The sequence below is a fragment of the Bradyrhizobium sp. YCK136 genome, assembly GCF_044570075.1.
Lineage (GTDB): Bacteria > Pseudomonadota > Alphaproteobacteria > Rhizobiales > Xanthobacteraceae > Bradyrhizobium > Bradyrhizobium diazoefficiens.
The window spans coordinates 7,456,514-7,478,249 of sequence record NZ_CP172424.1; the positions used below are offsets into that span (position 1 = coordinate 7,456,514).

At 63.9% G+C, this 21,736-nt stretch carries 19 protein-coding genes and 2 pseudogenes; 11 read left to right on the forward strand and 10 right to left on the reverse strand.

Going from position 1 to position 21,736, the window contains the following annotated elements; genetic code table 11:
• Positions 1-12: 12 nt before the first annotated feature.
• Genes ACFLEY_RS35990 through ACFLEY_RS36005 form a run of 4 tightly spaced genes read right to left on the reverse strand, consistent with a single transcriptional unit; the run spans position 13 to position 3,228 of the window.
• Positions 13-474 (reverse strand): chemotaxis protein CheW, encoded by a 462-nt coding sequence (locus tag ACFLEY_RS35990; RefSeq protein WP_162185819.1) that lies wholly within the window; start codon positions 472-474, stop codon positions 13-15.
• Positions 474-2,543 carry a chemotaxis protein CheA gene (locus tag ACFLEY_RS35995; RefSeq protein ID WP_060910770.1) on the reverse strand — a complete coding sequence of 690 codons (2,070 nt, stop codon included), beginning with the start codon at positions 2,541-2,543 and terminating at the stop codon, positions 474-476. The genes ACFLEY_RS35990 and ACFLEY_RS35995 overlap by 1 nt, the downstream gene beginning before the upstream one ends.
• Positions 2,540-2,905, reverse strand: coding sequence for a response regulator (locus ACFLEY_RS36000; RefSeq protein WP_008142319.1), 366 nt, complete (start codon positions 2,903-2,905; stop codon positions 2,540-2,542). The genes ACFLEY_RS35995 and ACFLEY_RS36000 overlap by 4 nt, the downstream gene beginning before the upstream one ends.
• A complete protein-coding gene (locus ACFLEY_RS36005; RefSeq protein ID WP_396604354.1) occupies positions 2,905-3,228 on the reverse strand; it encodes a lipid asymmetry maintenance protein MlaB in 324 nt (107 codons plus the stop codon). Before ACFLEY_RS36005 ends, ACFLEY_RS36000 begins: the two co-directional genes overlap by 1 nt.
• A gap of 266 nt (positions 3,229-3,494) precedes the next feature.
• Between ACFLEY_RS36005 and ACFLEY_RS36010 the strand changes: the two genes are divergently transcribed.
• From ACFLEY_RS36010 to ACFLEY_RS36020, 3 genes are all read left to right on the forward strand, one after another.
• Entirely contained in the window at positions 3,495-4,625 is a 1,131-nt protein-coding gene (locus tag ACFLEY_RS36010) for an HD domain-containing phosphohydrolase (RefSeq protein WP_060910769.1), read from the forward strand.
• A gap of 186 nt (positions 4,626-4,811) precedes the next feature.
• The gene (locus ACFLEY_RS36015; protein WP_211434298.1) at positions 4,812-5,480 is read left to right on the forward strand and encodes a hypothetical protein; all 669 of its coding nucleotides are present in this window, start codon (positions 4,812-4,814) and stop codon (positions 5,478-5,480) included.
• A gap of 18 nt (positions 5,481-5,498) precedes the next feature.
• Positions 5,499-7,649, forward strand: coding sequence for a CHASE2 domain-containing protein (locus tag ACFLEY_RS36020; RefSeq protein WP_060910767.1), 2,151 nt, complete (start codon positions 5,499-5,501; stop codon positions 7,647-7,649).
• Positions 7,650-7,680: 31 nt separating this feature from the next.
• Here the strand turns inward: ACFLEY_RS36020 and ACFLEY_RS36025 are convergent, their stop codons facing one another.
• Both ACFLEY_RS36025 and pobA read right to left on the reverse strand, forming a co-directional pair.
• Positions 7,681-8,745, reverse strand: coding sequence for an IS630-like element ISRj1 family transposase (locus ACFLEY_RS36025; RefSeq protein ID WP_026192128.1), 1,065 nt, complete (start codon positions 8,743-8,745; stop codon positions 7,681-7,683).
• A gap of 233 nt (positions 8,746-8,978) precedes the next feature.
• On the reverse strand, positions 8,979-10,151 hold the full coding sequence (pobA, locus tag ACFLEY_RS36030) for a 4-hydroxybenzoate 3-monooxygenase (protein WP_060910766.1): 1,173 nt from the start codon (positions 10,149-10,151) through the stop codon (positions 8,979-8,981).
• A gap of 50 nt (positions 10,152-10,201) precedes the next feature.
• Here pobA and ACFLEY_RS36035 point away from each other — a divergent pair, with 50 nt between their 5' ends.
• Together ACFLEY_RS36035 and ACFLEY_RS36040 are read left to right on the forward strand one after the other, a co-directional pair.
• Positions 10,202-11,107 carry a helix-turn-helix domain-containing protein gene (locus tag ACFLEY_RS36035; protein ID WP_211434243.1) on the forward strand — a complete coding sequence of 302 codons (906 nt, stop codon included), beginning with the start codon at positions 10,202-10,204 and terminating at the stop codon, positions 11,105-11,107.
• Positions 11,108-11,449: 342 nt separating this feature from the next.
• Positions 11,450-12,060, forward strand: a pseudogene (locus ACFLEY_RS36040) (NYN domain-containing protein).
• A 23-nt stretch (positions 12,061-12,083) separates the two neighbouring features.
• On the opposite strand, the gene pcaG reads toward ACFLEY_RS36040, so the two are convergent.
• Together pcaG and pcaH are read right to left on the reverse strand one after the other, a co-directional pair.
• Positions 12,084-12,710: a protocatechuate 3,4-dioxygenase subunit alpha gene (gene pcaG / locus ACFLEY_RS36045; protein ID WP_028174286.1), complete on the reverse strand. Its 627-nt coding sequence runs from the start codon at positions 12,708-12,710 to the stop codon at positions 12,084-12,086.
• 4 nt (positions 12,711-12,714) lie between these two features.
• Positions 12,715-13,503 (reverse strand): protocatechuate 3,4-dioxygenase subunit beta, encoded by a 789-nt coding sequence (gene pcaH, locus ACFLEY_RS36050; RefSeq protein WP_211434242.1) that lies wholly within the window; start codon positions 13,501-13,503, stop codon positions 12,715-12,717.
• Positions 13,504-13,600: 97 nt separating this feature from the next.
• Here pcaH and ACFLEY_RS36055 point away from each other — a divergent pair, with 97 nt between their 5' ends.
• Complete coding sequence (locus tag ACFLEY_RS36055; RefSeq protein ID WP_028174284.1) at positions 13,601-14,530, forward strand: LysR family transcriptional regulator; 930 nt, start codon at positions 13,601-13,603, stop codon at positions 14,528-14,530.
• Between the two features lie 26 nt (positions 14,531-14,556).
• On the opposite strand, the gene ACFLEY_RS36060 is transcribed toward ACFLEY_RS36055, so the two are convergent.
• Positions 14,557-15,045, reverse strand: a complete 489-nt coding sequence (locus ACFLEY_RS36060; protein ID WP_011085119.1) for a MarR family winged helix-turn-helix transcriptional regulator — start codon at positions 15,043-15,045, stop codon at positions 14,557-14,559.
• 120 nt (positions 15,046-15,165) lie between these two features.
• On the opposite strand from ACFLEY_RS36060, the gene ACFLEY_RS36065 reads away from it, so the two are divergent.
• From ACFLEY_RS36065 to ACFLEY_RS36085, 5 genes and pseudogenes are all read left to right on the forward strand, one after another.
• The gene (locus ACFLEY_RS36065; protein WP_011085118.1) at positions 15,166-15,708 is read left to right on the forward strand and encodes a VOC family protein; all 543 of its coding nucleotides are present in this window, start codon (positions 15,166-15,168) and stop codon (positions 15,706-15,708) included.
• Positions 15,709-15,736: 28 nt separating this feature from the next.
• A pseudogene (locus tag ACFLEY_RS36070) lies at positions 15,737-17,373 on the forward strand (FAD-dependent oxidoreductase).
• Complete coding sequence (locus ACFLEY_RS36075; RefSeq protein WP_011085116.1) at positions 17,370-17,564, forward strand: DUF2783 domain-containing protein; 195 nt, start codon at positions 17,370-17,372, stop codon at positions 17,562-17,564. Before ACFLEY_RS36070 ends, ACFLEY_RS36075 begins: the two are co-directional and overlap by 4 nt.
• A gap of 183 nt (positions 17,565-17,747) precedes the next feature.
• The gene (gene pncB / locus ACFLEY_RS36080) at positions 17,748-19,052 is read left to right on the forward strand and encodes a nicotinate phosphoribosyltransferase (RefSeq protein WP_060910765.1); all 1,305 of its coding nucleotides are present in this window, start codon (positions 17,748-17,750) and stop codon (positions 19,050-19,052) included.
• A 237-nt stretch (positions 19,053-19,289) separates the two neighbouring features.
• Entirely contained in the window at positions 19,290-20,597 is a 1,308-nt protein-coding gene (locus tag ACFLEY_RS36085) for a GGDEF domain-containing protein (protein ID WP_011085114.1), read from the forward strand.
• An 11-nt stretch (positions 20,598-20,608) separates the two neighbouring features.
• Here ACFLEY_RS36085 and ACFLEY_RS36090 read toward each other — a convergent pair whose 3' ends face one another.
• Positions 20,609-21,232 (reverse strand): TetR/AcrR family transcriptional regulator, encoded by a 624-nt coding sequence (locus tag ACFLEY_RS36090; RefSeq protein WP_171901327.1) that lies wholly within the window; start codon positions 21,230-21,232, stop codon positions 20,609-20,611.
• Positions 21,233-21,736: the final 504 nt, after the last annotated feature.

A 21,736-nucleotide genomic window follows, 5' to 3' on the forward strand; every position in this document is an offset into this window, starting at 1 on the left:
CTGGGACTCATTTCAATTCAGAATGCGTTCCATGTTGGGAACGATGACGAACTCTTCACGCCATTTGGCGATGAAGCGAATGAACTCCGGCTTCCAGTGCATGCCGACGCGCGGCGTCTGCTGCACGTCGGTCTGCGAGATCTCCGTGACCTCATAGACCTTGTCGGCGGTGACGCCGACGAGGACGGGCTCGCCGTCGAGCTCCAGCTCGATGACGACGATGCGCGTGTCGGCCGAGTTGTCGAGCTGCGGCATGCCGAAGCGGATGCGCAGGTCCGCGAGCGGAATGACGTTGCCGCGTACGTTGATCACGCTGGGAACGAAAGCCCGTGCGCCGGCGACCTTGGTCACCGGCACGGGATCGATGATCTCGCGCACGAGGCCCGCGTCGAGCGCGAACTTCTCCTCGCCGAGGCCGATCATCACGACCTGCATCGCGTCGGCCTGATGCTCGCCGGCCAAAGTCTCGTTCATCACGCCGCCTCGCTGATGTGCTGCTTCTCGACCTTCGACTGCGCCAGCGCGACGAGCTGCGCGACGTCGAGGATCAGCGCCGCCGTGCCGTCACCCAGGATGGTCGCGCCCGAGAAGATCGTGACATCCGAATGCAGCTTGGAGAGCGACTTGATCACGGTCTGGTGGTTGCCGATGATCTGGTCGGCGACGAGACCGACGCGGCTTTCACCGGTCGAGATGATGATCGTCTTCTGGTGCCGGTCGGGCGCTCCCGACGACGACATGATCTCGCGCAGGCGCAGGAACGGAACGAGGTTGCCGCGGACGTTGAGGAAATTGCGGCCGCGCGAACGCTCGTCCTCGGCCGTCAGCTCGACGCATTCCTCCACCGCCGACAGCGGAATGATGTAGCGGCCTTCGCCGACGCGGATCAGGAGGCCTTCGATGATCGCGAGCGTCAAGGGCAGGCGCAGCGTCACGGTGGTGCCCTGGCCCGGCTTGGTCGACAGGTCGATGGTGCCGCGCATGTTCTCGATAGTGCGCTTGACCACGTCCATGCCGACGCCGCGTCCGGACAGCGCCGAGATGGTCTGTGCGGTCGAGAAGCCCGGGTGGAACAGGAACTGGTGGAGCTCGTGATCGGTCAGCACGGCGCCGGCTGCAATCAGGCCCTGCTCTTCCGCCTTGGCACGGATGCGCGCGGTGTTGAGGCCGCCGCCATTGTCCTTCACGGTGACGAGCACCTGCGCGCCGGAATGAACGGCGGCGAGCTCGATCCGGCCCTGCTCGGTCTTGCCGTTGGCGGCGCGCGTTGCGGTGTCTTCGATGCCGTGGTCGATGGCGTTGCGGATCAGGTGCACCAGCGGATCGGCCAGGCACTCGATCATGGTCTTGTCGAGTTCGGTGTCCTCGCCCGTGGTGACGAATTCGACCGGCTTCGACAGATCGCGCGACAGATCGTGGATCAGGCGGCGGAAGCGGCCGAACAGCGAGCCGATCGGCACCATGCGCGCGCCCATCGTGGTGTCGCGCAAGGAAGACGCGAGGCGCTCGATCTCCTCGGCGATCATCTTGATCGAGAGGTCGGAGCCTGACGATGCGAGCTGGGTCAGCCGCGCCTGGGCGATGACGAGCTCGCCGACCCGGTCCATCAGTTCGTCGAGGCGTTCGGCCTGGACGCGGACGGTGGCGATGCCGCGATCGTCGCGCTTGGCCTCGGCCTTCGGCTCCGGCTTCGGTTCAGATTTGGGCTCCGCCTTTGCGGCGGGCTGCGCGGCGATCGGCGCGGCAGCAGTCTCGACCACCGGCGCAGGCATCTCGGCCTCAGGTGCCGGCTCCTCGTCGATGAGCTGGAATAGCGGCATCGGCGCGGGCGCTTCGACATGCTCCAAGGGCGAGAGGGTCAGCTTCATCTCGTCCTGGACGAACATGAAGACGTCGTCGATCGCGTCCTTGTCGCAGGCCGCGTGCAGCTTGACGTCCCACTTCAGATAGCAGTCTTCCGGCTCCATTTCGTCGAGGAACGGGATGCCGTCGGTAACAGGCACGACGAAGCAGGGGCCGAGCTTGCAGAGATCTTCCAGGAGGTCGAGCGGGTTCGAGCCGTTGCGCAGGATGTGCGATTCGAATTCCAGATACAGGTGCCAGCCGGCCTGCTTGCTCTCGACCGGCGCCGCCGCCTCCGCGATCCCGGCGACCGGCGCAACAGGCTGGTCGGACGAGACAAAGCGCTTGAGGTCGTCGAGGATGCCTTCGCCGATGACCTCATCGGTCGACTGGGGATCCTCGATCAGGGCGCGGATATAGTCCTTGGCGGCGAGCGCGACCGAGATCAGTTCCTGCGTCGGCTTGATCTCGCCCTTGCGGACGCGATCGAACGCGGTCTCGAATTCGTGGGTGAAGGAGGCGACCTTGTCGAAGCCGAACATGGCGCCCGAGCCCTTGATCGTATGCAGGGCGCGGAAGGCGGAATCGACGAGTTCGCGGTCATCGGGACGCAGGCCGAGATCGAGCAGGGCTCCTTCAAGAACTTCGAAGAGCTCACTGGCTTCCTGACGAAAGACCTCGGTCGGGTCCATTGCACTCATGCGCGCACCAGCTTGCCGACGACGGCGAGCAACTGCTCCGGCTTGAAGGGCTTGGTGATCCAGCCCGTGGCGCCGGCGCTCTTGGCCTCCTGCTTCACCGTGTCGTTGGATTCGGTGGTCAGGAACACGATCGGCATGCCGACCGCGCTCGGCAGCTTGCGCAGCGCCCGGATCAGCTCCAGCCCGTTCATGACCGGCATATTGAGGTCGGTGATCACGAGGTCGAGCTTGCCGGCCTGGGCCTTGGCGAGCCCTTGCGCACCGTCACCGGCCTCGATCACGTTATGACCGGCCGGCTCGAGCACGACCTTGATCATTTGCCGAATGCTGGGGGAATCGTCGACGGTCAGAATCGTGGCCATCAGGTGCCATCTTTCTTTTGCGGGAAGTGCTGTTCGATCATCGCCTCGCTGGCGAAGCCGGCGCGGCGAAGGGTGTTGCGCAGAGATTGGGAGAATGCGGTGAGCACCACCGGGCGGCCCTGGGCCTCGCCCGTCCTGGCGGTCGACAGCAGAAGCTGGATCGAGGTCACGTCGGCCTTGTCGACGCGCGAACAATCGATCTCGAGCCGTTGCTCGCGGCCGAACGCCTCGCGAATGAGGTCATTGACGCTGCGAATGGCCGCGATGCTGCAATCGGCGGGTAACCGCAACGACCACTTCGGCTCCGTCGGATTGAGCGCCATCGCTGCCCCCGCCCTTGCAAAATTCCGATACACGTTTGACGCGAATCAAGTGAGCAAACCCCTAACGGAGAGGTCCGTACAACTACGGGTCACATTCCCGAGGACTTCGCGCAATTGCATGCAACGGTGCATAGCCTGCTGAAATCGCATGCGAGGCGCGCATATCGCAGCGCGTGCGCACACACGGCGCATTTGCTTCGCGTTAAATTCGCTCGGGTTATGCAGTCGGTTCGTGCCCTTGCCAGCGAAGAGAGCCCCGGCCGCCGATGCTGACCCAAGCGCTTCTGGTTGACGACAGCCGTTCCGTCCTCAACTTCCTGAAACGTCACATCGAGGCCGAAGGTCTGGTCGAAGCCACCACCTTCCTCGATCCCGTGCAGGCACTGGCCTGCGCACGGGAGCGCGTCTTCGACCTCGTGCTGGTCGACTACGAGATGCCGCACATGGACGGCATCAGCTTCATCCGCACGCTCCGCACCCTTCCCGGTTGCGTCGACATCCCTATCGCGATGATCACGTCGCGGCAGACCGATGACGTGAAGATGGAAGCGCTGCAGGCCGGTGCAACCGATTTCCTGCCCAAGCAGCCGCAGAGCGTCGAGATGACGGTGCGTCTACGGAATTTGATTCAGCTTGGTGCAGCCGTACGCAAGCTCAACGATCGCGCCGCGCATCTGGCCAGCGAAGTCGCGGCCGCGACGCGCAAGCTCGGCGAGCGCGAGGAAGAGATCATCCTGCGGCTCGCGCTCGCGGTCGAATACCGCGACAACGACACCGGCGAGCACACCCTGCGGGTCGCCCGCTACAGCCGCATCATCGCCGAGCAGCTCGGCCTGCCGGCCCGGCTCTGCCGCGACATTTATCTCGCCGCACCGCTGCACGACGTCGGCAAGGTCGCCATTCCCGACAATATCCTGCTCAAGCCCGGCCGGCTGACCGACGAGGAGATGGCGGTGATCCGCACCCACGCCACGATCGGCGAACGGATCCTGGCGGACTCCAGTTGCGAGCTGATCCAGCTCGGTGCGCAAATTGCCGCGGGCCACCACGAGCGCTGGGACGGCGCAGGCTATCCGAACGGCCTCAAGACGGACGAGATCCCGGTGGCCGCACGCGTGGTCGCGGTCGCCGACGCGCTGACGACGCGGCGGCCATATAAAGAGCCGATGCCGCTCGAGGCGGCGCGCAATTACCTGGTCGAGAACCAGGGACGGCAGTTCGACCCGGCCTGCGTCGAGGCTTTTCTGTCGCGCTGGAACGAAGTCATGGAGATCGCTGCCGGGCAGCAGGCGACGCCATTTCAGAAGACGGAGGCGACGCTCGCCCCTGTCATGGAGAGAGCCGTCGAGGGCCGGACGGCCGAAGACCGTTCGCCGCAGGCCGTTCCGGCCGCCTGAGGTCGCATATCCCGACAACAGCTTGCCGCGGCTCTGTTTTCTCCGGTCGCCGGTTTGAACCTGTTCCTGATAGAGTGCACCAATGTCCAAGAGTGATTCCGGTCACACTTGCCTGGGCGCTCCTCTGCTAAGCATCGAACCAGGACGGGACCGGTAGAGCATCGGTAGAATTGAATGAGAATCCCCATGAGAAGCCTGATCGGCGCCGTTGTCGGCGCGCTCTGTGTGGCGACCCCCGCCCTGGCGGAGACCCCGGCCGCGATCGTCGAGGACGTCCAGGGTAAGGTCGACGGCATCGCGTTCATGGACTATGTGGCGCCGGGCAAGATCATCAAGCTCGGCCCGAAGGCGAGCGTCACGCTCAGCTATCTCAAATCCTGCCTGCGCGAGACGATCAGCGAAGGCGTTGTGCTGGTCGGCGCCGAGCAGAGCACCGTGCAGCTTGGCGAGGTCAAGCGGGACAAGGTGCCCTGCGACACCAACGCGGTGAAGCTGTCCGAGCGGGAGGCCAACCAGAGCGCCGCGACCACCTTCCGCACCATGCGCTCGGACGCCAAGGGCGCGCCGGCCAAGCTGCCGACGATCTACGGCGTCGCACCGCTGGTGCAGGCCAAGAGCGGCAGCACGCTGGTGATCGAGCGCACCGACGGCAAGGAACCCACGATCACCGTGCCGCTGAAGAATGAGGTCATGATCGGCGGCAAGTTCTATGATTTTGCCAAAGCCGGGAAATCACTGACCCCCGGCGGCAGCTATCTCGCCATCCTCGGCGCCAAGCGCTATGCCTTCCAGGTCGACGCCAGCGCCACCTCATCGCCGACGCCGATCGTCGGCCGCCTGCTGCGGCTCGAATAGGCGGCTTGCGACGGGGCGATGCGGCGGATCGGAAGGCGGGACATCGTTGCAGCGATCCTGATTGCGCTCCTCGCGGGCGCGGTCTTCACATCTCCGCCGCTTCAGACGCTGCAAGGCCTGTCGCTCGACATCCTCACCGCGATGCGCGGCAAGCTGGTCAGCGACCGCCGCGATCCCGCGACATCGCCGGTCGTCGTCGTGGCCATCGACGGGGAGACCTACGACACTCCGCCCTTCAAGGGATCGCCGACGCTGACCTGGACGCGCGAAATTGGCCGCGTGCTCGGAAGCATCACTGAGGGCGGCGCCAAGGTGATCGGCTTCGACGTCATCTTTCCCAGCTCGATCGAGCAGTCGGAGATTCCCTTCGGCGACGCGCCACTCGGCAGCCGCATGAAGGGTTTTGACCGGGACTACCTCATCGCACTCCGGCAACTTTCCGACAGCGGCAAGCTGGTGCTCGGCGAGATCCTGAGCAACGATCATCCGGACAGGCCCTACCGCGCCCAGCAACTGGCGGTGAAAAACAATATCCGCGCCCTCAACGTCCATACCGACCCCGACGACGTGATCCGGCGGATGCCGCTGAGCTTTGCCATCGACGGCAAGCCGGTCCCTGCGATGGCGATCGAACTCGCCGCGCGCGCGCTCGGCACGACGCCCGGAACCGAGCCATCCGGCGCGATGCAGCTGTCCGGCTACACGATCCCGAGCGCGATCCCCAACACGTTGACGCTCAACTTCCGCGGCATGGGCCGCGACATCCCTGCCTATTCCTTCGCCGACCTGCGTGCCTGCGTCGAGAAGGGCGACCACGATTTCTTCCGCCGCGCCTTCGAGGGCAAGGTCGTCCTGCTCGGCACCGTCCTCAATTTCGAGGACCGCAAGCTCACCTCGATGCGGCTGTCCGGCGGATATGACGGCTCGCCCGTGCCGCGCTGCGCCCTGCCCGCCCCGGCGGGCACCGCGCAAAAGGCCCGCAGCGATATCGCCGGCGTGTTCGTGCATGCCACCGTCGTGCGAAACCTGATCGAGCGCGATGCCGTGACCGAGCTCGGCTTTCCGGCGCGGACCATCCTCACGATTGCGTTCGCGGCGATCATCGCCTGCGCGGCCTGCATGCTCGCGCCTGGCGGCGCTGTGATCGCCTGGCTCGCCCTCACCGCCGTTTACGCCGGCGTGGCCGTCGGAGCGTTCGTGCATGCCCTGGCGCTGCCCTTGACGGAACCCGCGCTCGCGAGCCTCGCCGCGCTCGCGATGATGATCGGCTACCGCTTCATGCTGGCCGATCGCGACGAGCGTTTTCTGCGCAAGAGCTTCGCCTTTTATCTCGCGCCTGAAGTCATCAACACCATGGTCGCGTCCGGCAAGATGCCGGCGCTCGGCGGCGAGATGCGCAACGTCACCATGTTCTTCTCCGACCTCAGCGGGTTCTCCTCGATCGCAGAGACGATGACTCCGGGCGAGCTGGTCACGCTGATGAACGAATATCTCTCCGCCATGACCGACATCATCGAAGGCCATGGCGGCTATGTCGACAAATATATCGGCGATTCCATCGTCGCCATGTTCGGCGCGCCGGCCGACGATCCCGCCCACGCGCGCAATGCCGTCCGCGCGGCGCTGAAGTGCCACGAAAAGCTGGCGGACCTCAACGCCAACAACGCCGCCTTCGCGGGCCACGGCCTGTCGCACCGCATCGGGCTCAACAGCGGCGAAGCCGTGGTCGGCAATATCGGCTCCCGCCGCCGCTTCAACTACACCGTGATGAGCGACACCGTGAACGTCGCCTCGCGGCTCGAGGGTGCGAACAAATATTACGGCACCGCGATCATGGCCTCGGAGGCGACAGTGGCGCAGACAGGTGACGCCTTCGCCTGGCGCGAGCTCGACGCAATCAGGGTGCAGGGCCGCGGCGAGGCGATCAAGGTGTTCGAGCCGCTGGCGGAGAGAGACGGGGAGAGTGCCGAGCAGAAGAAGGTGACGGCGTTGTATGCGGAAGGACTGGCCTGCTGGCGCGCACGGGAGTTCGCGAAGGCGGTTGATGCGTTCGACCGGCTAGCCAAGGTCGATCCGCCATCGTCAATGTTTGCAAAGCGCGCGAGAGCGCTTGTCGCAAATCCACCGTCGCTGGAATGGACGCCGGTAAACACGCTCGAAGGGAAGTAGCCGCGTCAGCCGAGAGCGCTAGTACCCGGAATCAGAGCTGAGTGATACGGCGGCCTTTGAAACGGCGTTGACGGACCTTTTTCTTGGTCCAGACGAAGGGCTCGGCTCTGTCGTTGTATGCGTTGACGTAGGCATCGATGTGTTCCTGAAGCTGCTTGAGGCTCGTGAAGGAGGTGCCGCTGAGCGACTGCCCCTGCAAGATGGAAAACCATACTTCGACCTGATTGAGCCATGACGCACTTGTCGGCGTGAAATGAAATTGCACGTTGGGGTGGGCCTTGAGCCAGTCCTCGTTCTTTTTATGGGTGTTGAGGTTGTCGAGGATGACGTGAAGCTTGCGGTTCGGAAAAGCCGCGGTGACGCTGTTCATGAAATCGAGAAACTCGACGCGGCGCCGGCGTTTTGAATGGGTCGCGATGATCTTTCCGGTGGCGACTTCGAGCGCCGCAAACAATGTTGTGGTGCCATGCCGCTTGTAATCGTGGCTTTGGCCGGTCAAGGCGCGGCCATTGGGCAACTTCAGATAACCCTGCGCTCGCTCCAAAGCCTGGATCGAGGGCTTCTCGTCCACGCACAGCACAATGGCCTTCGCCGGCGGCGCGACATAGAGGCCGACAACATCGGCGGCTTTGGCCGTAAAGTTCGGGTCGTTGCTCTCGCACCAGGACTTGCGAGCCACCAGGTCAATCTTGTGGCTGCGCAGGAACCGCCAGACATATTGGACATCGACATCGCCCAGCGCCTCGGCCAGCAGGGGGCCGGTCCAGCGCGCAAACCCTTGCGGTGGCGGCTTATCCAGCAGCTTCAGAATCCGCTTGTCGGTCGTCTTCGTATAGATCGGCTGCTTGCCAGGCCGCGGCTTGTCTTGCAGCCCTTCAAGGCCATGGTCGGCATAGCGATGCCGCCAAAGGCTGACAATCCGCGGCTGGACCCCAACTTCCTTGGCGATCGACCGGGTGCTGCGCCCATCCGCCGCCAACAGAACTATCCGCGCCCGCTTCAAATCGCGCTGCAACGTCACCGGTGAGCGACAGCACGCCTCAAGCACCTTGCGATCTTTCCTCGAAAGGTGGACTTCTCTTGCTTCGGGTATCATCCCGACCTTGAATCACGACTCACGTTCCAAGAAAAGTGGGTACTAGCTTCCCCTCTCCCCTTGCGGGAGAGGGTGGCTCGCCGCAAGGCGGCGAGACGGGTGAGGGGTTTCTCTCGGCGCATCCAACTCTCACTTGAATTCGCGGAGACATACCCCTCATCCGGCGCTTCGCGCCACCTTCTCCCACAAGGGGAGAAGGGAGGGCAGCATCGCGTGTTGCGCTATCATCTCGCTCAAAACGGCAGGCCCACATAGTTCTCCGCGAGCAGGCGCTGCGCCGTTTCGGACGAGAACAGATATTCCAGCTCCGTCTGCTGAAGACGATCCTCATAGTCAAGACGATCGGGGAAGCGATGCAGCAGCATCGTCATCCACCAGGAGAAACGCTGCGCCTTCCAGATCCGCGCCAGCGCCTTGGCGGAATAGCCTTCAAGGCCGGAATCATCGCCGCTCTGATAATGTGCGAGCATGGCATGATAGAGATAGTAGATGTCGGAGGCGGCGCTGTTCAGTCCGCGCGCGCCGGTGGGCGGCACGATGTGGGCGGCATCGCCGGCGAGGAACAGGCGGCCATAGCTCATCGGTTCGGCGACGAAGCTGCGCAATGGCGCGATGCTCTTTTCGATGGCGGGCCCCGTGATCAAGCGGCCGGCGACCTCTTCCGGCAGGCGGCGCTTCAGCTCGGCCCAGAACGCGTCGTCCGACCAGCCCTCGACCTTGTCGGTGAGCGGCACCTGGATGTAGTAGCGGCTCAGCACCTGTGAACGCAGGGAACACAGCGCAAAGCCGCGCTCGTGCTTCACATAGATCAGCTCGGACGAGACCGGCTTGGTGCGCGACAGCACCCCGAGCCAGCCAAACGGATAGACCTTCTCGTATTCGCGCAGCACGTCCTTTGGGATCGACTTGCGGCTGACGCCGTGGAAGCCGTCGGCGCCGACGATGTAGTCGCAATCGACGCGAACGATCTCGTCGTTCGAGCGGTACGTCACGTAGGGGCGGTCCGACGCGAGATCATGCGGCGTCACGTCCTCGGCATTGTGCACGACCTTGCCGCCAAGGCGGTCGCGCGCCTCGTAGAGGTCGCGCGTCAGCTCGGTCTGGCCGTAGACCAGCACCGAATTGCCGCCGGAGTGCTTGTGCAGATCGATGTGGGAGAGCACCCCGTCATGGGCGATCTCGAACCCCCGGTGGATCTCGCCTTCGCGGTCCATCCGCTCGCCGCATTGCGCCTCACGCATCAGTTTCGCAAAACCGTGCTCGAGCACGCCGGCGCGGATCCGGGCCAGCACGTGGTCGCGGCTGTATTTCTCCAGCACGACCGTGTCGATGCCCTTCAGATGCAGGAGCTGGGACAAGAGCAGCCCGGACGGCCCGCCACCGATGATACAGACCTGAACTTTCATTTTCGCGTCCTCCCGTCGGCACTTTTTTGCAGATTCAGCCGCGCAAACCGATGGAGGGTTTCGTCTTTGTCTTGTACTATTCGAACATGAAAAGCGCCGCCCCTGCCCCCGCGATCCGGGTCTACAATCTGTTCGGCGAGTCCGGCGACCTGCCCGACGTCGTGCATTGTGAGACGATCGCGTCCCGCTCCGTACTTCACGACTGGACCCTGGCCGTGCACCGCCATGCCCGGCTGCATCAGGTCCTGCTGGTCGAGCGCGGCGGCGGCGAGGCGACGCTCGACGGACGCGTGGTGCCGTTGAAGCCGATGCAGATCGTCAACGTACCCGTCGGACACGTCCACGGCTTCCGCTTCGTGCCTGAGACCCAAGGCTGGGTGCTGACCATCGCGGCGGAGATTCTGGACGAGGCGCTGCTCGCCGCCGAAGGCCTGCGCAGGGCCCTGTCACAATCAGGCGTGGTGCGCGGCACGCCGCAGATCCGCGCCACCATGAAGCAGATCTTCGCCGAACACGCCGCCCGCGATTTCGGCCGCGCACATGTGCTGCGCGCCTTGTCCGCAGCCATGATCGGGCTCGTGGCCCGCGCGCTCACGAGCGAGACCGGTGGCAATGGCACTGCCGAATCCGGCCTGTTCCGCCGCTTCGAGGCGCTGCTCGAGCAGCATCATCTGGAACGCTGGAGCGTCGCGGACTACGCAGGCACGCTGTCGATCACGCCGACCCATCTCAACCGGGTGACGCGGGCGGCGACCGGCGACACCGCCTCGCACCTGATCCTCAACCGCCTGATCCGCGAGGCGCGGCGCAACCTCGTCTACACCAACCTGCCGGTCTCGACGATCGCTTACGCGCTCGGCTTCGAGGACCCCGCCTATTTCAGCCGCGTTTATGCCGCCGCCACGGGGCTATCGCCGCGCGCCTTTCGCACCCGGCTGCATGGTGATGAAGGCTGACACATCAGCCGATCGAACAGCCGCGCCCATGGTCGAAGGCCACGCTGGGAACCGCAATGGCCTTTGTTGCCCGCGCTGCCACTTACCTTCGTATATCGGGCCCTATCCTTTGGATAGAGGCCCTTTACCTCAGTACAATTGAGTAGGGAATGCGCGCGCCTTAGCCTGGCTGCATTCGGCGCCCTGGCGCTGGTGGCAAGGCGCAAGACGGCCGCCCCTGTCCGGTCGTCTGCGCTGCTTTTTCGGCAAGCCATCGGTGCCTTCATTGTTTTTCCGGCCGACACACCGCGCCCTGGCGGTGGGATCGGCCGCCTTTCGCGTGCAACTGGAGATTTACGCATAATGTCTTCGATTGAGAAGATCGCACTCTTTATCGATGGCTCCAATCTCCATGCCACCTCCAAGGCGCTCGGCTTCGACATCGACTACAGGCGTCTGCTCGGCGAATTCCAAAGCCGAGGTGCGCTGTTGCGGGCCTTCTACTACACGACCCTCATCGAGGATCAGGAGTATTCGTCGATCCGCCCCTTGATCGATTGGCTCGACTATAACGGATACACCGTCGTCACCAAGTTCACGAAGGAATTCGTCGACGCCATCACCGGCCGCCGCAAGGTGAAGGGCAGCATGGTGTCGACCTCGCCGTAAATGCGATGGAGCTCGCCGAGCACGTCGATCAGATCGTGTTGTTCTCGGGCGATGGGAATTTTCGTTCGCTGGTGGAAGCTCTGCAGCGCCGCGGTGTCCGCGTGACGGTCGTCTCCACACTCTCCACTCAGCCAGCCATGGTCGCCGACGACCTGCGCCGACAGGCGGACGTATTCATTGATTTGGCAGAACTGAAACCAAAAGTGGGGCGCGATCCGGCCAATCGGCCGGGATCGCGCGAGATGCGCCAGTTACCGCAATTCCTCGCGCGCGTAGCGATCGATCGCGGCGACCAGGTGGAGTGATCCTGCGGGAGGCCGCACGATTCTCAGACGTCGAAGAACACGGTCTCCTCGGGCCCCTGCAAATTGATCGTGAAGGAATACACGACCTTGCCGGCGCGCTCGCTTCGCGTTGCGATCAACGTCTTGCGCCGGGCCGGCTGTTCGATCAGGTTGAGCACGGGGTCTCCGGCGTTGGCAGCCTCTTCATCCGAGAAATAGAGCCGCGTGTTGAGACCGATATTGATGCCGCGCGCGACGATCCAGACATTGACGTGCGGCGCGCATTTGCGCCCTGCCTTGTCGGTGATGGCGCCGGGCTTGATGGTCTCGAAGGTCACGAGCCCGCTGTCGAAGTCGGAGCCGGCGCGGCCCCAGCCGCGAAACTCCTGCTCCAGCGCGCCGGCCGAGCGGTCGGCTGGATGGTTGTAGCGGCCGGCCGCATTGGCCTGCCAGATTTCCAGCAGCACGTCGCGCAGCGGCGTACCGGTGCCGTCAAGCACCTTGCCTTCCAGCGTGATGCGTTCGCCCCGGGTGTTCGGCGTCACCAGCACGTTGGAAAAGTTCTTCTCGAAGATATCGAAGCCGGCCATGGCTGGGATCAGGCCGATGTGGACGTAGGGGCCGGCGGTCTGCGAGGCGGTTTCCTTGAGATAGTTGAGCGGCTGCGGCATTTGCTCAGTTCCCCGCGGTGCGATTTTCGAAATAGGTGGAACGCTGACCGCGCAGGACGATGTCGAAGCGGTACGCGAGCGAGTCGAACGGTGTCGAGGCGTTGAGGTCGAGCGGCGCGACCAGGCGGTCGAGCGTATCCTTGTCCGGAATCGTCGTCAGGATCGGGCAGACCGGGATCAGGGGATCGCCCTCGAAATACATCTGCGTGATCAGCCGCTGCGCAAAGCCCGAGCCGAACACCGAGAAGTGGATGTGGGCGGGACGCCAGCTGTTGACGAAGTTGCGCCAGGGATAGGGGCCCGGCTTCACGGTGCGGAAATAATAATAGCCGGTGTCGTCAGTCAGCGCGCGGCCGCAGCCGCCGAAATTCGGATCGATCGGCGCCAGATACGTGTCCTTCTTGTGCCGGTAGCGGCCGCCGGCATTGGCCTGCCAGAATTCGACCAGCGTGTTCGGAACGCCGCGGCCGGTCTCGTCCAGCACGCGACCGTGGACGATGATACGCTCGCCGACGGGATCGCCGTCCTTGGCGTAGTTGCGGATCAGGTCGTTGTCGAGCGGGCCGAGATCGTTGTGGCCGAATACCGGTCCCGTGATTTCCGAGACCGAATTCTCCAGTGACAGCAGCGCCTGGCGCGGCGAGCGCAGCACCGAGGATTTGTAGCCCGGGGCATACGCGGGCGGATGGATGGAACGGTCGCGCTGGAAGAAGCCGCCGTCGCCGAGCGGCGGCGTGAGCGGCTCGGGGCGGTTGAGGCGGGGATCCTGCAAGGCTGTCGCCTGGGCATTCATCGGCGTTGTCTCTCCCTAGGGCATCCCGGGGTCCGGGTGCGCGGCTTATTGAACGATAATGCCGCCACCTATTCTCAAGATAAATAGATCGATTATAATGAATTCCATGAAAAAAATCGATCATTTGGCCCTCGACGGCCATGCCCTCGAATTGTTCCTCGCCGTGCTGGAAGAAGGCTCGGTGACGGCGGCGGCAACGCGGCTCGGCCTGACGCAATCCGCCGTCAGCCACAGCCTGAATAAGCTGCGGCGGATCGCTGGAGATCCGCTGTTCGCCAAGTCCGGCCGCGGCATCGTCGCCACCGCGCACGCCCAGGCCCTCGCGGCGAAGGCGCGTGCGCTGATCGACGAGATGCGCAGCTTTGCCGGCGGCGTCAGCTTCGAGCCGGCGCAGGCCCAGCTCTCGCTGACGATCGCCGCCAACGATTTCCAGCGCGACCTGTTGCTGCCGCGCTTCTTCGGCCATGTCAGCGAACAGGTGAAGAGCCTGCACCTGCGGGTAATCCCCTCGCAGTCACCCTCACCCGCGATGCTACGCGAGAACCGGTGCGATCTCATGATCACGCCGCTGCCGCCGTCCGGCGTCGACATCGTGCAGAAGCGCGTGCTGAGCGACCACTACGTCTGTTACTTTGACCCGAAGGCACGTACCGCGCCCGCAGGTCGCAGCGCCTATCTCGCAGCGCGCCACATCACCGTGGTCTACACCGACAATGAGCGGCTCGACTTCGACCGCCGGCTGGCGGCCAACGGCTTCCACCGCGACATCGCCATCTCCGTGCCGAGCTTTTCAGGCGTGCCGTCGTTCCTGCGCGGCACGCAGATGCTCGCGAGCATGCCGAGCCTGCTCGCGTCCGGTGTCATGCAGGGCTTCGCACATGCCCGAATTCCGCTGGCCTCGGGCACTCGGACCCTGGCCGAGCTGCCGATGTTCATGGTCTGGCACCAGCGCTACCAGAAAGACCCGGCCCATCGCTGGATCAGGAACCAGCTCGAGACGGTAGCAGAGACCGCCGCAGGAGCATGAACGGCAGAATCGGGAACGTCCGAACTTCAGGTCAATTCCGCCGACAGCTTGCGCATCGCGCGGTCGAGAACCTCGACCTCCTCCGAAGTCAGTACGGCAAGCAGCCTCGTCTCCCGTTCCAGCGCGAACGGCACGATCTTGCGGAAAAGCGCGCGGCCTGCTGACGTCAGCGAAACGATCAGCTCGCGACGGTCATCAGAAGCATGTTTTCGGCTGACGATGCCGCGCGTCTCCAGTCCCTGGACGGCGCGGCTGACCTGCATCTTGTCGAGCGTGGTGAGCGGCCCGATTTCCTTGGTCGCAATCTGGGTCCGCGCGCCAAGAATGGCAAGCACACGCCATTCCTGACGCGTCAGCGCAAAGCGTTCCGAATAGACTTCGGCCACGGCCAGCGACACTTGTTCGGCCAGACGCGCCAGCCGATACGGAAAATACTGCTGCAGATCGAGCTCGGTGCCAGCATCCTGCGCCGGACCCGCTGCCCTATTTCGTGCTTCGCGCAAACGTCCCGCCATGCCGCTCAGTCCCTGGCTTGCATTCCTGCAAAAGTTTTCCGGGCAGATTGATCCAGATCAACCCAGGAGATTGTAACATTTGATACTAATTCCGCAACCATCAAAGGGAGTGACGCCGCCATGAAAATCGAGAAGATCCATCACGTCGCCTATCGCTGCGTCGACGCCAAGGCAACCGTCGAGTTCTACAAGAAGGTCTTGAACATGGATCTTCTCGGCGCGATCGCCGAGGATCGCGTGCCTTCCACCAAGGCACCCGATCCGTACATGCACATTTTCCTCGATGCGGGGAACGGCAACATCCTCGCCTTCTTCGAGCTGCCGAACTCGCCGCCCATGGGCCGCGATCCCAACACGCCGGAATGGACCCAGCACATCGCCTTTCAGGTCAAGGACCTCGCCGAGCTCGAGGAAGCCCGGGCGCGCGCGGAAGCTGCCGGCCTCGACGTCGTCGGCGTCACCGACCACACCATCTTCAAGTCCATCTACTTTCGCGATCCGAGCGGCCACCGCCTCGAGATCGCGGCCTGGACCGCCACGCCGGACCAGATCGACCGCATGAAATCGGTCGCGCACGAGATGGTCGAGGAATGGTCACGCACCAAGCGTCCGCCACGTCATAACGCCTGGATGCACGAGAAAGAGTTTCAGGACGCGCATTGAATTCGGCACGACTCGCGAGGAACCGGACATGACGAACTACATCTATCCGAAGTTCGGCTATTTGCGCTCGAAAGAACAGGCCGAGGGCATCGTCAAACGGCACCCGATCGTCGTCATCGGCGCAGGTCCCGTTGGGCTCACCGCAGCCCTCGATTGCGCGGCGCGCGGCCAGCCGGTTGTTTTGCTCGACGACAACGATACCGTCAGCATCGGCTCACGCGCCGTGTGCTATGCCAAGCGCCCGCTGGAGATCTGGAACCGGCTCGACTGCGCCGATCCCATGGTCGAACGCGGCGTGAGCTGGAACGTCGGCAAGGTATTCTTTCGCGACGAGCTTTCCTACCAGTTCGACCTCCTGCCCGAGAGCGACCACGAGTGGCCCGCCATGATCAACCTCCAGCAATATCATTTGGAGGAGATCCTGGTCGCCAGGTGCCGCGCCAGCCCACTCATCGATCTACGCTGGAAGCACCGGCTGATCAGCCTCAAGCAGGCGGCCGATCATGCCGAGCTCGCGGTGGAGACGCCCGATGGCATCTTCACTATGGAGGCGCAGTGGGTGATCGCCTGCGACGGCGCCAATTCCGATACGCGCAAGATGGTAGGCGCCGAATTCAAGGGGCAGTACTTTGAGGACCGCTTCCTGATCGCCGACGTCGCCATGAAGGCGGATTTCCCGACCGAGCGTTGGTTCTGGTTCGATCCGCCGTTCCATCCCGCGCAGTCCGTGCTCCTGCACCGGCAGGCCGACGACATATGGCGCATCGACTTCCAGCTCGGCTGGGACGCAGATCCCGACGAGGAGAAGCGGCCGGAGCGGGTCATCCCGCGCATCAAGGCGATGCTGGGTGAGGATACGGAGTTCGAGCTCGAATGGGTCTCGATCTATCAGTTCGCCTGTCGGCGGATCGACAAGTTCCGCCACGGCAGGGTGCTGTTTGCCGGCGATGCTGCACACCAGGTCTCACCGTTCGGTGCCCGCGGCGCCAACACCGGCGTGCAGGACATCGACAATCTCGCCTGGAAGCTCGCTATGGTATTGCGTGGAGAGGCGCCGGAGGCGCTCCTCGACAGCTATCACGACGAACGCGCATACGCCGCCGATGACAACATCCTGAACTCGACGCGAGCGACCGACTTCATCACACCAAAAACCAAGGTAAGCCGCCATTTCCGCGACGCCGTGCTCGAACTCGCGCAGCATCACGGCTTTGCGCGCCCACTGGTCAACAGCGGCCGGCTGTCGACACCGACGCCTTACGTTACCTCGCCCCTCAATACCTTCGACGACAGCCTGCTCGACGGCGAGATGCGGCCCGGCACCAACGCTGCGACGCTCCGGTGACGATTGGCGGCAAGCCCGACTGGTTTCTCAACTGCCTTGGCGCGGGCTTCGTCGTCGTGACATTCGACCAAGCGGTGGACAACGAGCGGATCGAGGTCGGGCCAATCGAGGCACGGGTCATCCGTGTCGGGCGTGACATTGATGATCCCAGGGGTGTTCTGGCGAGTCGCTACGGCACGTCGACTGGCACCACATACCTCTTCCGGCCCGACCAATATGTCGCCGCGCGCTGGGCTGGCTTCGACGAAGGAGAGATCTCCGCGGCGCTGTTGCGCGCTACTGCTCAAGACGCCGTACGGCAGAAGGAGATTGCGGCATGATGCTCAACCGCTCACCGAATATCGCCGATCCAGACGGATTCTATGCCGAACTGATCGGCAGCCAGCGGGATTTGAACGAAGAGCAAGCGCTGCGCATGAACGCTCGGCTGATCCTGCTGCTCGCCAATCACATCGGCGACCGCGACGTGCTCGCGGAGGCAATCAGCTGCGCGCGCAGCGGCCGCGGATAGGCGCGTCTTCGCACCGCCCTCGATATCAGGATGTTCGGCGTCGTTGCCGGATCAGGCCGAAGCCATCTTCCGGTACGGGCCGGCGGTGACGGGAGGCAGCCTTCCAACAGGCCTTTCCCAAATTCAGGCCGCCCTTCGCCAAACCCACTGGTTGCGCGCGGACCGCCACGCTAGAATTCGGCCATGACAGTGACCGATATTGCGAGCCGGACCTACAATCACAGCTGGCGGCTGGATCCCATCATCCGCAGCCTGCTCGATACCGACTTCTATAAGCTATTGATGTTGCAGATGATTCGGGATGACTACCCGAATCAGCAGGTGACCTTCTCGGTCATCAACCGCTCGCGCCATGTGCGGCTCGCCGAGATCATCGACGAGGGCGAGCTGCGCGCCCAGCTCGACCACGCCCGCACCATCCGCTTCACCAAGAAGGAGCTGATCTGGCTCGCCGGTAACACCTTCTACGGCAAGACCCATATGTTCTCGGCGGATTTCATCCGCTGGCTGGCCGAATTCCGCCTGCCCGAATACGAGCTGCGCAAGGTCGAGGGGCAGTACGAATTGCACTTCCACGGGCCGTGGACCCACACCACGATGTGGGAGATTCCGGCGCTCGCGATTCTCAACGAGCTACGCTCGCGCGCGGCGATCAAGGGCCGCGGCCGCTTCGAACTCGACGTGCTCTACGCCCGCGCCAAGGCCAAGCTGTGGACCAAGGTCGAGCGGCTGCGCAAGCTCGAGAACCTGAGGCTCTCCGACTTCGGCACCCGCCGGCGTCACGGCTTTCTCTGGCAGCGCTGGTGCGTCGAGGCGGTGAAGGAAGGCCTGGGCTCCTCCTTCATCGGCACCTCCAACGTGCTGCTCGCGATGGACAACGACCTCGAGGCCATCGGCACCAACGCGCACGAGCTGCCGATGGTCGCGGCCGGGCTCGCCAAGGACGACGAGGAGTTGCGCTGGGCGCCCTATCGCATTCTCGACCAGTGGCGTCAGACCTACGGCGGCAACCTCCTGATCGCACTTCCCGACGCCTTCGGTACGAAAGCGTTCCTGCGCGATGCGCCGGAATGGGTCGCCGACTGGACCGGCTTCCGCCCCGACAGCGCGCCGCCAATCCAGGCCGGCGAGGAGATCATCGCCTGGTGGGAGAAGAAGGGCCGCAACCCCAGGGACAAGCTGCTCGTCTTTTCCGACGCGATGGACGTCGGCTCGATCGAGGAGACCTATCACCACTTCACCGGCCGCGTGCGGCTCTCTTTCGGCTGGGGCACCAACCTCACCAACGACTTCGTCGGCTGCGCCCCGGACGGCTCGTTCAATCTCGATCCGATCTCGCTGGTCTGCAAGGTGTCGTCGGTCGACGGCCATCCGGCGGTCAAGCTCTCCGACAATCCGGAGAAGGCAACCGGCCTCCCCTCGGAGATCGAGCGTTACCTGCGCGTGTTCGGCGACGTCGGCCGCGTGCGCAAGCCGGTGCTGGTCTAGCAATTCTCTCGATCGGGTAAACCGCACGCCACGAATGCGCGGCATTGGTTCGCCAATACCGCGCCAGTTCCGCTTCCTCAGTATTTGAAGCGATCTGCGCGCATCCACGTCACGACGCCTTCACCCTACGGCGCAGTCCCCCGCGTCTTTCAGGTCGAGTTAAGCAACCATCCCTTCTACTTGACGTTGCAGGCGCAACGCTCCGCTGGGGTCGTTGATCGATTTGGGGAACTAAGGGTGTTTCGCAGGACATCGGCGTCGACGAAGGGACACAGCTTCCTTCATGTCATCAAGCTCGTCTCGCCTTTCGTGATGGTCGTCGTGCTTCAGGCGGCGATTGCGGGATTCAGCCTCGAGGTGATGTCATCGGTCCGCGCCTATGTCGCGGGCGAAGCGCTGTGGTCGCGCTCGCAGAAGAACGCCGTCTATTTCCTCAATAGCTATTTGCATTCGGGCGAACCGAGCCAGTTCGCGCAATACCAGGCCTCGCTCGCCGTTCCGATCGGCGACGAGTTCGCACGCTGGGCGCTCGAGCGAGATCCCGTCGACGTCGAAGCCGCCCGCATCGGCTTCCTGCAAGGCGGCAACCATCCCGATGACGTTCCGGGATTGATCTGGCTGTTTCGCTATTTCAACCGCGTCAGCTTCCTCCAGGAAGCGATCCGCGAGTGGGCGGCCACCGATCCGATGCTGCTGGAGCTGAGCGTGTTCGGCGAGGTCATCCGGTCCGAGCTGGAGAAGGGCCCTGTTCAGGACAGCGGCCGCCTGCGATTCCTGTCGTCGCGGCTCTCTGAGCTCAACACCCAGTTCACGGTGCATGCCAACCGCTTCTCCACCGTCCTCGGCGAAGGCTCCCGCGCGATCAAATTGACGCTGACCAGCATCAACATCCTCACCGCCGTGACGCTGATCCTGCTGCTGATCTGGCACACGCGGCGATTGGTGCTGCAACGACAGGCGTTCGAGGATGCCCTGCATGCCGAGAAGGAGCGCCTGGCCTGGCAGGCGTCGCACGACTGGCTGACGGGCCTTGCCAACCGCCGCGCCTTCGAGGCGCGCCTGCAAGGCGAGCTCGACAATATCGCGGCAGGCTCGCTGGGCCTGATCCTGCTCGACCTCGACCAGTTCAAGAACGTCAACGACAGCTGCGGCCATCTTGCGGGCGACCGCCTGCTCTGCCAGGTCTCGCGCCTCCTGCAACAGGACCGGCGACCGCATGATCTGGTGGCCCGGCTCGGCGGCGACGAATTCGGCCTGATCCTGCCGCGGTGCTCGCCGTTCGACGCAACGGACATCGCCGAACGGCTGCGACGAGCGCTCGAGCTGTTCAGCTTCGCCTGGGACGATCGCTGCTTTGCAGTGACCGCCAGCATCGGCATCACCTGCATCACCGACCGCGACACCACGCTCGAGGACGCGATGCGGCGCGCGGATGCCGCCTGCTATCGCGCCAAGGAAAAGGGACGCAATCGGGTTCAGGTCGACGGTGTGCGGGCCGACGTCGTCCTCGTTGCAGCACGGCCACGCGAAGCGGCCCGCGCTTGAGGCCGCCCGCCCTATCGGCGCAAAGGCAGAATCCCGAGGCCCGCAAGGTGCGCGTCGAGGAACTGCTCCACCTGCTGGCGCAGCAACTGGGGCGGCACGGCCACCATGCGCTCCTCGAGACCGAGTGAGATGATGCCGTGCACCGCGGAGAACAGGGTGCGCGACAACAGCGCGATCTTCACGTCATCCGCTTCCGGCAGCAGCCGCACCAGCGGCGGGTGCATCAGCGCGAAGGCGTCCATCACCATCTGAAGGATGTCGTCCGGATAGGGGCGATCGTCCTCCATCCGATGCTCGAACAGCGAACGCAGCAAATTGGCGTGCTCCGCAAAGAATTCGAGATAGGCCTCGGCAAGCCCGTAGAGCTGGCCGACCGGATCCTCGGCCGGAACCCCCGAAAGCCGCGATGTGAGCGCCTGAACGGTCTCCCGATTGACGGTCAGGATCACCCCGTCGAAGTCGCCGAACTCGTTATAGACGCTGCCGACCGAGCAGCCGGCGGCTTCGGCGACGTCACGAACCTTCAATGATCTCAAACCCTTAGAAGAAATTATGGTGCGGGCGATCTCCAGGATCAGGAGCCGTCGCCGAACTTTTTTTTGGTCGCGCAGCGATTCTTCTTGAACATTGTTCATTTTCAAGCTACTCATGTGAACATTGTTCAAATTAACCCGGAGACCTGCAAAATGCAAACCCTCGCTGTTGATATTGCCACCACCTTCGTCGACGACGCCGCAGCCCTCGTGACCGGTCTTGGCCGGGCCGCCCTCAAGCTCGTGATGGCGCCGATCGATCGCATCGCCAATGCCTGCGACATTGCCGGCGTGCTCGCTGAGCGTCGCGCGACCTTCCGGATGTGGCGCGCCAACCGTGGCCGCGCCCGTCGCGAAGGCCGCAGGTTCGGCCTGCTTGGTCGCTTCTCCCCCTTTCGCCACCTCGCTCACCTCACCTGAGGCACCCGCCGCGAAGCGGTTCGAATGCAAGAAAAGGCCGCAATGAAGGACTTACCATTTTCCGACATTCGCGGCTGATGTCGCGGGCCTTGCCGGTGCGGTTCAGTTTTTGCTCACGGCCCGTCGCATATCCGGGTCAGCGCGGCCCTTCCGTCCAAAGCCGACGCGGCCGCAACCGGAAATTTG

Bases quoted from the DNA above. Each gene is read 5' to 3' on its own strand.
- pncB (WP_060910765.1), top strand. From the start codon at position 17,748: ATGACAGTGACCGATATTGCGAGCCGGACCTACAATCACAGCTGGCGG.
- ACFLEY_RS36010 (WP_060910769.1), top strand. From the start codon at position 3,495: ATGCTGACCCAAGCGCTTCTGGTTGACGACAGCCGTTCCGTCCTCAAC.
- ACFLEY_RS36035 (WP_211434243.1), top strand. From the start codon at position 10,202: ATGGAGGGTTTCGTCTTTGTCTTGTACTATTCGAACATGAAAAGCGCC.
- ACFLEY_RS36075 (WP_011085116.1), top strand. From the start codon at position 17,370: ATGATGCTCAACCGCTCACCGAATATCGCCGATCCAGACGGATTCTAT.
- ACFLEY_RS36015 (WP_211434298.1), top strand. From the start codon at position 4,812: ATGAGAAGCCTGATCGGCGCCGTTGTCGGCGCGCTCTGTGTGGCGACC.
- ACFLEY_RS36000 (WP_008142319.1), bottom strand. From the start codon at position 2,905: ATGGCCACGATTCTGACCGTCGACGATTCCCCCAGCATTCGGCAAATG.
- pcaG (WP_028174286.1), bottom strand. From the start codon at position 12,710: ATGCCGCAGCCGCTCAACTATCTCAAGGAAACCGCCTCGCAGACCGCC.
- ACFLEY_RS36060 (WP_011085119.1), bottom strand. From the start codon at position 15,045: ATGGCGGGACGTTTGCGCGAAGCACGAAATAGGGCAGCGGGTCCGGCG.
- ACFLEY_RS36005 (WP_396604354.1), bottom strand. From the start codon at position 3,228: ATGGCGCTCAATCCGACGGAGCCGAAGTGGTCGTTGCGGTTACCCGCC.
- ACFLEY_RS36090 (WP_171901327.1), bottom strand. From the start codon at position 21,232: ATGAACAATGTTCAAGAAGAATCGCTGCGCGACCAAAAAAAAGTTCGG.
- ACFLEY_RS35995 (WP_060910770.1), bottom strand. From the start codon at position 2,543: ATGAGTGCAATGGACCCGACCGAGGTCTTTCGTCAGGAAGCCAGTGAG.
- ACFLEY_RS36065 (WP_011085118.1), top strand. From the start codon at position 15,166: ATGAAAATCGAGAAGATCCATCACGTCGCCTATCGCTGCGTCGACGCC.
- pobA (WP_060910766.1), bottom strand. From the start codon at position 10,151: ATGAAAGTTCAGGTCTGTATCATCGGTGGCGGGCCGTCCGGGCTGCTC.
- ACFLEY_RS36020 (WP_060910767.1), top strand. From the start codon at position 5,499: ATGCGGCGGATCGGAAGGCGGGACATCGTTGCAGCGATCCTGATTGCG.
- ACFLEY_RS36055 (WP_028174284.1), top strand. From the start codon at position 13,601: ATGAATTCCATGAAAAAAATCGATCATTTGGCCCTCGACGGCCATGCC.
- pcaH (WP_211434242.1), bottom strand. From the start codon at position 13,503: ATGAATGCCCAGGCGACAGCCTTGCAGGATCCCCGCCTCAACCGCCCC.
- ACFLEY_RS35990 (WP_162185819.1), bottom strand. From the start codon at position 474: ATGAACGAGACTTTGGCCGGCGAGCATCAGGCCGACGCGATGCAGGTC.
- ACFLEY_RS36025 (WP_026192128.1), bottom strand. From the start codon at position 8,745: ATGATACCCGAAGCAAGAGAAGTCCACCTTTCGAGGAAAGATCGCAAG.